Source organism: Brevibacterium zhoupengii, from assembly GCF_021117425.1.
Taxonomy (GTDB): Bacteria; Actinomycetota; Actinomycetes; order Actinomycetales; family Brevibacteriaceae; genus Brevibacterium; species Brevibacterium zhoupengii.
Map to the genome: position 1 here is coordinate 2,991,396 of NZ_CP088298.1, position 13,033 is coordinate 3,004,428.

Sequence of the window (13,033 nt, forward strand, 5' to 3'; positions counted from 1 at the left end):
ACGGTGGATATGAGAAATGCAACGCTGGCTCATCAACCCTCCAAAACCGATCATTTTCGATCATAATGCTAACATCTGATGAGTGGAGAACACAGTTCTGCCGTAGAATTCTGGGACACCAGAACATTCGCACACAAATTGCGCAGGAGTCGCATGTCCGGTTCCATTGAGCTCACTCAGGGCAACGACAGCGCGGTCGTGTCCACACGCGGTGCGGCTCTGCTTCACTACACCGTCGGCGATCGTCCTGTCGTCGTTGAGATGTCCGCCTTCGACGGCGCCGTACTGGCACCGTGGCCGAACCGGATTGCCGATGGGCGCTACGACTTCAAGGGCCGCTCCCACCAGTTGCCCATCACCGAAGCCTCCCGCAGCACCGCCCTGCATGGCCTCGTGGCCGAAGTCGACTGGACGGTGTCCGCACGCGATGCCGATTCGGTGACGCTGTGCACTGAAATCTCGGACTTGCCGGGATACCCCTTCGCAATCTCCCTCGCGGTGACATACGCCCTCATCGGCCATGACGACGAGGGCGAGGATGCAGGCCGCGGTGAGCTGCGGGTCCGCACTCTGGCACGCAACATCGGGCAGAAGCCGGCTCCATTCGGACTCGGCTTTCATCCCTGGATCCACCCGGGCGCGGAACACGTCGATGAGGCTCAGCTTCTCATTCCGGCCGACACCTGGCTCGAGACCGACGACAGGCTCATCCCCCAGGCGGTCCGACCCTTCGACACAGGGACTTTCATCCCCGCCGACCATGGGCTCAACGAGGCGAGCTGCCTTCTCTGCAAGGACTTCCGCGCACTGCGCTCTTTGGGCCGTACTGTGCTCGATGATGCCTTCGGCACACCTCAGCGCGATGACCACGTGTGGTCGCGGGTGCGGTTGAAGGGTGCCGACGACAGGACGGTCGTTATCAGTATGGATGACCATTTCCGGACCTGGCAGATCTGCACCGGCGACGAACTCGGCGCGGACCATCGGCGCCGTGCGATCGCGATCGAACCGATGACGTGTCCACCGAACGCCTTTGCCACTGGCTCGGACTACGACGTCATCGGACCACGGGGTGAACTCAGGATGGAATGGAGCATTGCTCTGCGTTAAGAGTTCCGGGTGCAAAGTCATCTTGCCCTGATAAGTTGCGACTATCGGCTTCAACACGTGCGAAGGAAGATAATGTCGACACCACAGAACCCGTACTCCGGTTCGGACGCAGAGAACAATCAGAACATCACGAACGACCAGCTCGGTCCCGACACGAACCGGGTCAGCCCTGCGTCGGACGAGGTCAGCCCTGATTCGAACTCGACTGGCTCTCAGTTCAGCCAAGCCGAGCAGTACAGTCAGACCGAGCAGTACAACGAGCACCAGACTCAGTTCGCTTCGCCGAATCCGCAGGGCCAGCAGTACCAGTACAACCCAGGCGGAGAGTACAACCAGGGCGGCCAGTACAACCACGGCGGTCAGTACGATCCTCAGAATCAGTACGGAGAGTTCGAGCAGCCGGCTCAACAGGGACAGTACTCTCAGGACGCTGGCTATGCCGCATATGGCCAGGGCAATTACGCAGGGTCCCAGCACGCCCCGGTCGGCAATTTCCAACAGCCTGCAGCGCAGCAGAAGACTGGCGGCAGCGGCGGCTTCTTCAAGTCGCTCTTCGACTTCCGCTTCGACAACTTCATCGCCGTTCGCTGGGCGGGATTCATCTACATCATCGCCATCGTGGTGGCCGCGCTGTCCTGGCTGGGATCCATCATCGGCGGAATCGTCACAGGCGCAGCTGCGGGCAGTGCATCCGCCTACTTCGGCGAAGCCCCGAGCTTCAGCCCATGGCCGCTGCTGCTGGCGATCATCTTCGGCTGGATCATCCCTGCACTCTGGGTGATCTTCGTCCGTCTGGCCCTCGAACTCATCGTGGCCAACGTCAAGACCGCTGAGAACACGAAGCAGATCGCAGACTCACTCAGGCGCTGAAACGCTTCAGTATTCGCTCTGAGGCTCAGGCATCTGATTATTCAGGGATCTGAGCCTCAGGGATCGGCTGTGCTATCGAAGGGATCGGCTGTGCAGTCGAACTCTGAGGCTCGGACAAACCCTGAGGCTCGGAGGAGCCGAGGCAACTGCAGAAAAATGGCCGTGAATTAGAGCGAGCCCCGCACCGATTCCTCGATGCGGGACTCAACCGTACCCCCGAGCAGGTTCGAACTGCCGTTTCCGCCTTGAGAGGGCAGCGTCCTAGGCCACTAGACGACGGGGGCCAATAAACAGCTCAGAGTCATACTCCCGATGCTGTTCGCTGGGGTACCAGGACTTGAACCTAGACTAAATGTACCAGAAACACTCGTGCTGCCAATTACACCATACCCCAATGTTATTCAGGTTCATCCCCGAAGGAATTTCCCTGAGCAACGAGATATAACTCTACACAAACCCCCCGCCCGACTCCAAATCATCGGGCCCCTTTTCCAGTGTGACCTTCTTAACATTCACCGTCAGGCCCCACCTCAGGCCTCCCTGTCGCCTACGCTCGCGCGCCACTCATCCGCGAGCGAGTGAGATGAGCCGGTCAAGGACCCGATAGCCGTCGGCGCGCAGTCCGTTGTGCTCGTATTCGTTCGTCACCCAGGGCTTGACCCCGCCGAGGAGGTCGGCCGTGGCCAGCGAGAACTCGGCCGGGACATACGCATCCTCGAAGTACACCGCTGCCGCGCCGCGCACGTCAGCGGCCCGCAGAGCGTCAACGTCGTAGAGCCTGGGCCACTCCCGCTGTGCTGCGAGTTCGGCCACCTCGGCGAAGGGCGCGAGCTCGGGGTCCTCGGTCAGAGACTCCGGTCCGGCGTGCTCACCCGCCAACAGTGTCGGGTCGGCCTGGACATCTGCGGGCATCGCCCGTCGGGCCGCCCAACCGGTGACGCCGCCGTCGGCCCAGCAGGATTCGTGGATGATCGCGTAGAGCGGGTTGCGTCCGGAGAATGGCAGTGCCGCCGCCAGATCATGACGGAATGCCACCGAGGCGGGATCCTGGTCGAGCAGATAGTGCAGCTTCTCCGGGCCATCGGAGGCCCCGAGGAAGTGTCCGAGCAGTCGGATACGTTCGCTCGTCGCGCGGGCTCCGCCGGGCAGAGTGATGCCGTCATCGGAATCGGCTAAGTCGATGAGGTGCGACAGCTTCTCGCGGTCGCCGGGGAAGGCACGGTAGTACTGCTCTGACTTGCGCTTCATCCCCTCCCACGTTCTCGCGTACACGGTGGCCGGATCGGTGTCGACCGCCGGCAGTCCGCCGGTGAAGTAGACCTCGTCAAGCGATTCGGAACGCGCGGAGACATAGCGCAGAGCGGTGAAGCCGCCGAAGGACTGACCCAACAGCGACCAGGTATCGACGCCGAGCGCCTCGCGCAGGATTTCAGCGTCTTCGACGATCGAGTCTGCTCGGTAGTGGCTGAGCGCCTCGGCGATGTCCGCGGGATCGTCTCCGGCTGCGTCGAGGCCGGTGATCCGCCCCTCGACGGAGCCGATGGGACTCGACTTTCCGGTGCCACGCTGGTCGAACATGATGACCTGGAATTCTTCGAGCGCGCGAGCCAACCACGTGGACGCGCCGACCGGTGTCGTCGGTCGGGGTGCCTCGTTGCCCGGACCACCCTGGAGGAAGACCAGGTAGGGCTTCTGGCTGTCCGCCTCGGTGGCGACGATCCGCGCGAAGATCTCGATGCTCGATGGACCCTGTGGCTTGTCCGAGACCGGTGCTGCCAATGAGGCTGCTGCGGACTTCGCCGCTCCCCCACCGAAGTGGGCGAATGGAGCCTCGAACGTCACGTCCTTCAGGTGCAGTCCCCCACGTGTCCAGCTCGACTGCTGCAGACCCTCGGCTTGGCTCGCACCCTTCGACTGGTTCGCATCTGTCACAGTGAGGCCGCCAGGGCACGCAGGCGTGTGAGCGAGGAGTCCTTTCCGAGGATCTCCATGGACTCGAACAGCGGCGGTGAGACCTTGCGTCCGGACACGGCCACGCGCAGCGGACCGAAGGCCAGTCGCGGTTTGATCCCCATCTCGTCGACGAGCTTAGCCTGGAGCACACTGTGCAGGGTATCCGTGGTCCAGTCGTCGGTTCCCTCGAGGACCTCGATGGAAGCGGCGAGCACCTCGGGGGCCGAGTCCTTGAGAGTCTTGAGTCCGTCCTCGGCCATGGTCAGCTCGGAGTCGGGAGTGAACAGGAACGCCAGCAGGTCCGGAGCCTCGGCGAGAAGATTCATCCTCGTCTGCACGAGGGGTGCGGCCTGGTTGAGGACGTCCAGCTGAGCCTCCGATGGCTTCTCAGGAAGCACCTCGGCGGCCTGGAGATAGGGCACCAGACGGTCGCGGAAGTCATCGCCCTCGAGAAGTCGAATGTGGTCGGCGTTGATGGCCGTGGCCTTCTTCACGTCGAAGCGGGCCGGGTTGGGCAGGACATCGTGGATGTCGAAGGCCTCGACGAACTCCTTGACACTGAATACGTCGCGGTCGGGGCCGATCGACCAGCCGAGCAGGCCGAGGTAGTTGATCATGCCCTCGGGGATGAAACCGTTGTCGCGGTGGAGGAACAGGTTCGACTGCGGATCACGCTTGGACAGCTTCTTGTTGCCGTCACCCATGACGTAGGGCAGGTGACCGAATTCGGGGGTCGCCTCGGCAACGCCGATGTCTTTGAGTGCTTCGTAGAGCACGACCTGGCGCGGGGTCGAGGACAGCAGGTCCTCGCCGCGCAGCACGTGGGTGATGCCCATGAGCGCGTCGTCGACGGGGTTGACCAGGGTGTACAGCGGCTGTCCGTTCGCGCGGACGACGACGTAGTCGGGAATGGTGCCGGCGCGGAAGGTGATTTCTCCGCGCACGAGGTCGGTGAAGGTGACGTCCTCGGCGGGCATGCGCACACGCCACACGGGTTCGCGGCCCTCGGCCTTGAAGCCGGCGATCTGTTCGGACGTGAGGTCGCGGTCGTAGCCGTCGTAGCCGAGCTTGGGGTCGCGTCCCGCGGCCTTGTGGCGAGCTTCGACCTCTTCGTTCGTCGAGTAGGACTCGTAGATGTGTCCAGCGGCCTTGAGCTTCTCGATGACACCCTGGTAGATCTCGCCGCGCTGGGACTGACGGTAGGGTCCGTCGGGTCCGCCGACATCGATGCCTTCGTCCCAGTCGAGGCCGAGCCACTTCATGGCCTCGACGACCTGGCCGAAGCTCTCCTCGGAGTCACGTGCGGCGTCGGTGTCCTCGATGCGGAAGACGAACTTTCCGCCGGTGTGCTTCGCGTATGCCCAGTTGAACAGGGCGGTGCGGACCATGCCGACGTGCGGGGTGCCGGTGGGTGATGGGCAGAAACGAACTTTGACGCTCACGGTAGTCCTTATGTCGTTTGATGGTGCGAGTCTGTGATGGTGCGAGTCTGTCGGCAGCGAACGGCGTGTGGTGCTGCACGTGTGTGCTGCAGTGCGCTGCCCGGTGGTGCTGGTCTCAGGCGTCCATGACCATATTGGTGAGGACTCCGAGTCCCTCGATGGCGATGTCGACACGGTTGCCGGACACGATCTGCCCCACTCCGGCAGGGGTGCCGGTGAGGATGACGTCACCGGGCAGCAGTGTGATGGTCTCGGACAGGTGTTCGATGAGGGTCGGGATGTCAAAGATGAAGTCGGCGGTGTTGCCGTCCTGCTTGAGCTCCCCGTCGACCCAGGAACGGATGGAGAGGTCGTCGACGTCGAGTTCGGTTTCGATCCACGGGCCCAGCGGGCAGGAGGTGTCGAAGCCCTTGGCTCGTGACCACTGTTTGTCGGACTTCTGGATGTCGCGCATGGTCACATCATTGCCGCCGGTGTAGCCGAGGACGTAGTCGAAGGCGTTCTCTGCCTTCACACCCTTGGCGACGCGACCGATGATGACGGCCAGTTCGGCTTCGTAGGACACGTATTCGCTGATGGAGGGCAGGCGAATCGGATCGCCGGGGCCGATGACCGCGGTGTTGGGCTTGAAGAAGGTCAGCGGGCTGACGGGCACTTCGTTGCCGAGCTCGGCGGCATGGTCGGCGAAGTTACGTCCCACGCCGATGACCTTCGAGCGCGGCAGGATCGGGCTGAGCAGACGAACGTCGTCGAATTTCAGCCGCTCACCCGTTGACTGGGCCGGAGCGAAGAAGGGGTCCTGGTCGAGAACGGCGAGACTGAGACCGGACGTGTCCCACGTGCCGTCCTCAATCTGCGGCACGTCGCCTTCGACGACTCCGTATTTGGGTTCATCCTGGTGCACAAATCTGGCAATACGCATGTCCCCCAGTCTAGTCAGTCGGCCGGGCCGCTGACACACGGGCTTTCTGCGCTGGGACTGAGACACTTAAGACATGCCCGATTCCCCACACTTCGACCTGCACGCCATCGCCGAGGGCCTACCCGCTGCGGCACTCATCGACCAGCTGGCGAGCGCGGCTGTCGGCAGAATCCCCCGCCTGGTCGTCGAAGCCCCGCCCGGAACCGGCAAGACCACACTGGTGCCGCCGCTCATTGCCGAGCATCTTCGCAGCTCAGCGGACGTACCGGGGCGAATCATCGTCACTCAGCCGCGACGCATGGCCGCTCGAGCAGGCGCCAGGCGGCTGGCGACGCTGACGGGGACCCGCCTCGGCGAGGACATCGGGTTCACGGTTCGCGGCGAGTCGCGGACCTCCGCGCGCACGCGGATCGAGTTCGTGACCACGGGAGTCCTGCTGGCCCGGCTGCTGCGCGATCCCGAATTGGCAGGTGTCTCGGCGGTCATCCTCGATGAGGTGCACGAACGTCACCTCGACACCGACCTGACCTTCGCACTGTGCCGGGAACTCGTCGATCTGCGTGAGGACCTTGGCCTCATCGTCATGTCAGCGACCCTGGACGCCACGCTGTGGGCACGACGCTTGGGAGCAGGTGACAGTGCCGGTGGGGCCGAGGCTCCGGCCACACTGCTCTCGGTGTCCGCCCAGGTCCATCCCCTCGAGGTCAGGTGGGCGCCCGCGAAGCAGCGGCCTCTGGACGCACGCGGTGTGACCTGGGACTTCCTCGATCATGTGGCGCGCACAACCGTCGATGCCCTGTCTGCGCACACGAGTGGGGACGTGCTCGTCTTTGCTCCCGGTGCCAGGGAGGTCGAGGAGATCGCCTCACGCATCGCGCGGTCCCTTCCCTCCGCACCGACGACTGAGGTTCACACCCTGCTCGGGCGCACCCCGGCCAAGGAGCAGGATGCGATCTTGAAACCGCAGGCCGCCGAGGTTGGCCGACGTCGGGTGATCGTCTCGACCTCGGTCTCGGAGTCGGCTCTCACGGTTCCCGGGGTGAGCATCGTCGTCGATTCGGGGCTGGCCAGGGGTCCCCGGTTGGACACGCGGCGTGGAATGTCTGGTCTGGTCACAACCCGGGAGTCCAAGGCCTCGGGCACCCAGCGTGCCGGTCGTGCTTCGAGGTTGGGCCCCGGCACGGTCTACCGGTGCCTGTCCGAATCCGATTGGGCGAGCCTGCCCGAGCACACGCCGGCTGAGATTGCGACCTCCGACCTCACTTCGGCGGTGCTGACCCTCGCGGTGTGGGGTGGTGACACAGGCCTGCTGCCGGACCCGATGCCAGAGGGCCCCTACCGCCTGGCCGTGGACAATCTCGTGGCGCTCGGGGCAATCGAGGCGGCAGATCCGGATCAGGGGGCAGATCCGGGTCAGGGTGCAGGGGCTGAGCGCGATGCAGGTGCCAAGGAGGCCTCGATCACGGTCACCGAGCTGGGGCGGGCCATCTCCCGGATCCCGGCCTCCGCGTGGTCGGCGCGAGGTCTCTTCGACGGAGCCGCAATGCTGTCCCCGGCAGCTGCCGCCGAGGCGATCGCTGTGATCGAATCCGAGCAGCGTGCCCCGGGTGCCGATCTTGTGGCCACCCTGCGCGAGCTGCGGCGCGGCAAGGACCGTCGATTCACCCAAGACGTGAAGCGCTTCGCCGGTTTGGCCGCGGAGTTCTCGAACCCGCAGGGTGCAGCGGATCAGGGTGCAGAAGCTCAGGGTTCGGCTCGGGGAGGGTCACTGAGTCCCGATGACCTGGGACTCGTCGTCGCCCTCGCTCACCCGATGCAGATCGGGCGACTGCGCAGCTCCTCGGCCTCTGAGTATCTGCTGGCCTCGGGCACAGCCGCGACACTGCCGCGGAACTCCTCACTGCAGGGCAGCCCGTGGTTGGCGATCTCCGATGTCGGCCTTTCGGGCGGACGCGCAGTGATCAGAGCTGCTGTTGTCATCGACGAGGACACCGCGGAACTTGCGGGGGCTGGTCTGATGGCGACTGAGGAGACGGCGACGTTCGAGCAGGGCAAGGTCCGTGCGGTGCGCCGGACCCGCCTCGGCGGTATCGAACTCACCGCGACACCGATCAAGGCGAGTCCGGAATTGGCCCGCTCGGCGATCGCAGCGTCGGTGCGTCAGCGCGGGGCCAGAGAGATTCTGCGACCCAGTGAGGCATTCGAGGAGCTGCGCTCGCGGCTGGGACTGCTGCACGCAGTCTATGGCGCGCCGTGGCCGGATGTGCGCTGGTCACAGCTGTCGCAGACGCTGACCCAGTGGTGCCCGGCAGCCCTGGACCGGGTCGCACGAGGAGCCGACCCGAGCAGAGTCGACCTCGTCTCCACGCTGCGGACTCTCCTGCCCTGGCCGCAGGCGTCGCGCCTCGACGAACTGGTGCCGGTCAGTGTTGAGGTGCCCTCCGGTTCCCGAGTTCGCCTCGACTATCCCGATCCCGACCGAGTGGACTCGGAGTCCGATTCCGACCAGGGACCTGTGCTCGCGGTCAAGCTCCAGGAGTGTTTCGGTTGGCAGACGGCGCCGAGCGTGTGTGAGGGTCGAGTCCCGGTGGTGGTCCACCTGCTCTCCCCTGCCCGCCGACCGCTGGCGGTCACCAGCGACCTCGCCTCCTTCTGGGCCAACGCGTATTCCCACGTCAGAGCCGAGAACCGCGGCCGTTATCCGAAGCATGCCTGGCCCGAGGATCCGCTCACAACACCCCCGATGCGCGGGACCAAGCGGTCTGGGACAATGAGGAGGTGACTCTCGCCGCCTCCCTGACTGCTGATGGCACCGACATGCTCGGTGCTGCGATCAGCGCACTCACGTGGCGAGTTCTGCGCGATGGGCACGCAGCGAGGATTGCGGAGAGGACCGATGCGCACCTCGCCCGCCGGCTCAGGGGCGAGAAGCACCCGGTCGAGGATTTCCTGTTCACCTACTATCCGTTCAAAGCGGGTCAGTTGGCCAAGTGGAATCCCGGCCCCGGGGTGCAGCTCGAGTTGGCCACCGAGGCCGACCGGACCTACTTCGACCGTCGCTGGTACACAACGAATCCTGCCGGAACGATCGCCGAGGTGGATGTCGAGTCCTGGCGCAGCGACCGTGGCGATGGTGCGAAGTTCATTGCCTCGCTGCTCCAGTCGACCCTGCGTCGGGAGGCGAACTTCGGGTGCTTCGGCATTCACGAATGGGCAATGGTCTACAAACTCAGCGAGGAGCAGCGTCGCCATCAGCAGGTGCCGCTGCGGCTGAGCCATGAGGCCACCGATGCCGTCGTCGAAGGTCACCGGATCCAGTGCTCACATCACGACGCGTTTCGTTTCTTCACCGAACCTGCCCGGCCGCGGAATACTCTCCAGCCCACCCGCGAGTCCATGGTGGCCAACGAGCAGCCCGGCTGCCTGCACGCGGGAATGGACCTGTACAAATGGGCGATGAAGATCGGGCCCATCGCCCCCTCCGACCTCGTCGTCGACTGCTTCGACCTGGCCCTGGACATCCGCACCCTCGACATGGAGGCCTCGCCCTATGACCTGCGCGGTTGGGGCTACGGTGTCGTCGCCATCGAAACCGCCGAGGGCAAGGCCGAATACATGGTTCGCCAGAGAGCCTTCTCCGAACGGGCCCAGGCTCTGCGACAACGACTGCTCAACTCCTTGGCTGCAGTTGGGGTCCACGCCAGAGAGTCTGACTGAAGGCAGCGCCGACCGATAGAGTGCCCGCCCCACCCGAGGCCGGGCACCGGCAAAGTGCACACAGTGTGGACCGCGGTGAGTCGCCGGCCCCTGCCTGCATAGGATTGCGGTGTGCGTGCAATCGTCTATGAAGAGTTCTCTGTCCTCCCCCAGCTGAGAGACATCGAGTCCCCCTCCACTCCCACCGCCGGTGTCGTCATCGACGTCGAAGCCACCGGCGTCTGCCGCAGCGATCATCACGCGTGGTCAGGCCACGACTCCACGATCTCCTTGCCCCATGTGCCCGGCCATGAGCTGGTCGGTCACATCGCCTCGGCGGGTCCCGAGGTCACAGCCTTCGCAGTCGGCCAGCGCGTGACCGTGCCCTTCGTGTGCGGCTGCGGGAGCTGCCGGTGGTGCCTGAGCGGTAATGCTCAGGTGTGCCCGAATCAGACTCAACCCGGCTTCACCCACTTCGGTTCCTGGGCGGACCAGGTGGTCATCCACAATGCCGATGCCAACCTCATCGCGGTTCCCGACGATCTGCCCGCCTCGGCGATGGTCGGACTCGGGTGCCGTTTCGCCACCGCATTCCACGGGCTGAGGGTGCGGGCGAACCTCAGTGCCGGTGAGACGGTCGCGGTCTTCGGCTGCGGCGGGGTGGGCCTGTCGGCGATCATGATCGCCCGGGCCATCGGCGCCCAGGTTGTCGCCGTCGATGTCAGCGATGCCGCACTCGAGCGAGCCCGCCAGCATGGAGCGGTGCACACGGTCAACGCCTCTGGCAAGAACCCGACCCAGCTGTCCGCCGAGGTGGTCGCACAGTTCTCAGTCAAGTGTCCCGATGGTGTGGCCGTGAGCGTGGATGCGCTGGGCCGCGAGGACACGATCGCTGCCGGGATCGCCTCACTGGCACCCTTGGGCCGTCATGTCCAGATCGGACTGCTGTCCGCTCCACCGGTGATCGACGTGGGACGTGTCATCGGCCTCGAACTCAGCGTCCTCGGCTCCCATGGGATGGCCGCGGCCGAATACCCGGAGATGCTGGACCTCGTCATCGACGGCAGACTCCGCCCGCAGGACCTGGTCACGAACGTCATCGGTCTTGAAGACGCCCCTGCGGCCATGGAGATGCTGGGCTCGAACACCGGCTCAGGAATGACCATCATCGACCTGAGCCGCTGAGCTCGGCGGCCCGACCCGCCAGATCTGCGCCGGTGGTATGCCGGGTCAGCCTTCCTGCAGGGCTGAGCGCATCGAGGATGCCAGATCCTCAATCAGCGCAGCGTCACCGCGCACGCCCGGTTCGAACGGCAGCCGCAGCCGGTCCTTGTTCTTGTCCCGATAGCGCGGGATGAGGTGCATGTGGAAGTGGAACACCGTCTGCCAGGCGTCCTTGCCACAGCAGTTGAGCAGGTTGACCCCGTCCACGCCCCACGCCTCGAAGACGTGCTTGGCGATGCGCTGTGACTCGATGGCCACCTCGGCGAGATCAGCCGGCGGGATGTCGCGCAGATCGGTGCTGTGACGCTTGGGAACGACGAGCAGATGCCCGTCGGAGCCCGGTTGGATGTCCATGAATGCGTAGGTCGTCTCAGTTTCAGCAACCTTCGCACTCGGCACGTCACCTGCGACGATCCCGCAGAACAGGCAGTCCTGGCTCATCGGTGCATCACACCATCACTGCGAGCACGACCGGAGCTTCCTGACCGGTCCAGCGGCCCAGGAGCAGTCCCGCGTCAGATCCTTCAGCGGGAGAGTCGAGGTTGAGCTCATACAGCACCTGCACGTCTTCGGCGCCGGCCAAAGGTCCCGTGCCCCAGGCATGAGCCACATCGGTGATCTCGTCGATTCGGTTGCCCTCAGCGTCGACGCGGTACTGCTTTGCCGAGGTTCCGGCGGTGGCGATCGCGTGGTCCAGTCGCTGCCGGAAGAGCGGGTCGCCCATCCCGTCATAGACCCAGCGCGCGCCGAGGATGGAATGTTCCATGGTCGAGACCAGGTGCTTGTCGGCACCGGCCAGCTCCGCACCACGGTAAGTCAGCGGCACCTGGAAGACACGGTCACCGGCGGCCACGATATGAATCTCGGCGCCAACCTTGCCTTCCGGATCATCGAATCGGTAGGACGTGACCTTCGTCAAGGACTCCGGAGCCACATCGACCTCGGCTGCCCATGACTGCTTGGACAGCCATGCAGAGATGACGTCGAGTTTTCCAGGGTTGAGTTCGGCGCTGTAGATGTCAGCCATGTCATGCCTTCCGGGTCCCGGGGATCCATTCCCCGTCGACCACTTCATAGTCGGAGAAGATCGCTGGGGCCTCTTCGCGCATGGCCTCACCGATCTTGTTGAACACGAGACGGATCTCTTCCTCTGCCCCCTTGGCGGTGCGCATCTCGATGACGTGACGCAGGGAGCGCAGGTTCGCGGTGTAGACGATGCCGGTGGCCAGGCCCTCGGGTGCGAAACGGCGCATGAAGGAAGTCATGTGCTTCTTGTGGGAGAACTTGGTGCTGGCTTCGTCGAGTTCGAAGTGCTCGGCCATCCACTTCTGGTGCTCTTCGAGGGTGTCGAGGACCTTGAGGGAGCGTTCCATGAGCTCCGAGTCCTCACGTGCCCATTCGGGGAACCAGAACGGAATGTCGGCCAGGCGCACGTAGCGCAGGGATTCCTGCGAGAACGCGGATCCGGCGCGGTGACGGATGAGTTCGTGGGTGAGCACCCGTGAGACGTTGTGGAGGACGAAGGTGAAGTTCGCGTGTTCGAGCACCGATCCGTGCTGGGAGGCGATGACGTTGCCCAGGTACTGGGCCGAGTCGGTGCGCACGCGCGACACGTTCGGGTTCAGTCCCGGCTCCCACGAGCGGTAGCACATGCGTCCGGAGAACTCGAGCAGATCCTCGGCGTCGGGAGAATCGGCCTCTTCGACACGGTCGGCCCAGGTAGTTCCGCCCACCTCGTCGAGGTATGTCCTCATCGATTCCCAGTCGATGCTGGGTTTTGCGAGCAGTTCTACGGATGGTTCGACCTGGCGCATGG

Annotated in this window: 11 protein-coding genes and 2 tRNA genes; 5 read left to right on the forward strand and 8 right to left on the reverse strand. The window is 64.5% G+C overall.

Translation table 11 applies throughout. The features are described from left to right. Window positions 1-153 precede the first annotated feature (153 nt). Both LQ788_RS13595 and LQ788_RS13600 read left to right on the forward strand, forming a co-directional pair. On the forward strand, window positions 154-1,110 hold the full coding sequence (locus LQ788_RS13595; RefSeq protein ID WP_231441814.1) for an aldose 1-epimerase family protein: 957 nt from the start codon (window positions 154-156) through the stop codon (window positions 1,108-1,110). A 72-nt stretch (window positions 1,111-1,182) separates the two neighbouring features. After that, window positions 1,183-1,980, forward strand: a complete 798-nt coding sequence (locus tag LQ788_RS13600) for a DUF4282 domain-containing protein (protein WP_231441815.1) — start codon at window positions 1,183-1,185, stop codon at window positions 1,978-1,980. A 211-nt stretch (window positions 1,981-2,191) separates the two neighbouring features. On the opposite strand, the gene LQ788_RS13605 is transcribed toward LQ788_RS13600, so the two are convergent. The 5 genes from LQ788_RS13605 to LQ788_RS13625 all read right to left on the reverse strand — a co-directional run bounded on the left by LQ788_RS13605 (window position 2,192) and on the right by LQ788_RS13625 (window position 6,297). Continuing rightward, window positions 2,192-2,264, reverse strand: a tRNA-Glu gene (locus LQ788_RS13605). A 38-nt stretch (window positions 2,265-2,302) separates the two neighbouring features. After that, window positions 2,303-2,374, reverse strand: a tRNA-Gln gene (locus LQ788_RS13610). A gap of 170 nt (window positions 2,375-2,544) precedes the next feature. Then, on the reverse strand, window positions 2,545-3,912 hold the full coding sequence (locus tag LQ788_RS13615) for an alpha/beta fold hydrolase (protein ID WP_231441820.1): 1,368 nt from the start codon (window positions 3,910-3,912) through the stop codon (window positions 2,545-2,547). Further along, window positions 3,909-5,375: a glutamate--tRNA ligase gene (gene gltX / locus LQ788_RS13620; RefSeq protein ID WP_262908275.1), complete on the reverse strand. Its 1,467-nt coding sequence runs from the start codon at window positions 5,373-5,375 to the stop codon at window positions 3,909-3,911. Before gltX ends, LQ788_RS13615 begins: the two co-directional genes overlap by 4 nt. A gap of 115 nt (window positions 5,376-5,490) precedes the next feature. After that, window positions 5,491-6,297, reverse strand: coding sequence for a fumarylacetoacetate hydrolase family protein (locus LQ788_RS13625; RefSeq protein ID WP_009882606.1), 807 nt, complete (start codon window positions 6,295-6,297; stop codon window positions 5,491-5,493). Window positions 6,298-6,370: 73 nt separating this feature from the next. Between LQ788_RS13625 and LQ788_RS13630 the strand changes: the two genes are divergently transcribed. From LQ788_RS13630 to LQ788_RS13640, 3 genes are all read left to right on the forward strand, one after another. Next, complete coding sequence (locus LQ788_RS13630; RefSeq protein WP_231441822.1) at window positions 6,371-9,079, forward strand: ATP-dependent RNA helicase; 2,709 nt, start codon at window positions 6,371-6,373, stop codon at window positions 9,077-9,079. 35 nt (window positions 9,080-9,114) lie between these two features. Beyond that, complete coding sequence (locus LQ788_RS13635) at window positions 9,115-10,014, forward strand: 3-methyladenine DNA glycosylase (protein ID WP_275902200.1); 900 nt, start codon at window positions 9,115-9,117, stop codon at window positions 10,012-10,014. Between the two features lie 111 nt (window positions 10,015-10,125). Further along, complete coding sequence (locus tag LQ788_RS13640) at window positions 10,126-11,178, forward strand: alcohol dehydrogenase catalytic domain-containing protein (protein WP_231441826.1); 1,053 nt, start codon at window positions 10,126-10,128, stop codon at window positions 11,176-11,178. A gap of 45 nt (window positions 11,179-11,223) precedes the next feature. Here the strand turns inward: LQ788_RS13640 and LQ788_RS13645 are convergent, their stop codons facing one another. The 3 genes from LQ788_RS13645 to thyX are packed head-to-tail and all read right to left on the reverse strand — an operon-like array spanning window position 11,224 to window position 13,031. After that, window positions 11,224-11,658 carry an HIT family protein gene (locus tag LQ788_RS13645; protein ID WP_231441827.1) on the reverse strand — a complete coding sequence of 145 codons (435 nt, stop codon included), beginning with the start codon at window positions 11,656-11,658 and terminating at the stop codon, window positions 11,224-11,226. Between the two features lie 7 nt (window positions 11,659-11,665). Continuing rightward, window positions 11,666-12,244, reverse strand: coding sequence for a maltokinase N-terminal cap-like domain-containing protein (locus LQ788_RS13650; protein ID WP_231441828.1), 579 nt, complete (start codon window positions 12,242-12,244; stop codon window positions 11,666-11,668). 1 nt (window position 12,245) lies between these two features. Then, complete coding sequence (thyX, locus tag LQ788_RS13655; RefSeq protein WP_231441829.1) at window positions 12,246-13,031, reverse strand: FAD-dependent thymidylate synthase; 786 nt, start codon at window positions 13,029-13,031, stop codon at window positions 12,246-12,248. Window positions 13,032-13,033: the final 2 nt, after the last annotated feature.

Excerpts from the sequence above, each read along its gene's own strand:
- thyX (WP_231441829.1), bottom strand. The coding sequence starts at position 13,031 with ATGCGCCAGGTCGAACCATCCGTAGAACTGCTCGCAAAACCCAGCATC.
- LQ788_RS13635 (WP_275902200.1), top strand. The coding sequence starts at position 9,115 with ATGCTCGGTGCTGCGATCAGCGCACTCACGTGGCGAGTTCTGCGCGAT.
- LQ788_RS13650 (WP_231441828.1), bottom strand. The coding sequence starts at position 12,244 with ATGGCTGACATCTACAGCGCCGAACTCAACCCTGGAAAACTCGACGTC.
- LQ788_RS13630 (WP_231441822.1), top strand. The coding sequence starts at position 6,371 with ATGCCCGATTCCCCACACTTCGACCTGCACGCCATCGCCGAGGGCCTA.
- LQ788_RS13625 (WP_009882606.1), bottom strand. The coding sequence starts at position 6,297 with ATGCGTATTGCCAGATTTGTGCACCAGGATGAACCCAAATACGGAGTC.
- LQ788_RS13600 (WP_231441815.1), top strand. The coding sequence starts at position 1,183 with ATGTCGACACCACAGAACCCGTACTCCGGTTCGGACGCAGAGAACAAT.
- LQ788_RS13645 (WP_231441827.1), bottom strand. The coding sequence starts at position 11,658 with ATGAGCCAGGACTGCCTGTTCTGCGGGATCGTCGCAGGTGACGTGCCG.
- LQ788_RS13595 (WP_231441814.1), top strand. The coding sequence starts at position 154 with ATGTCCGGTTCCATTGAGCTCACTCAGGGCAACGACAGCGCGGTCGTG.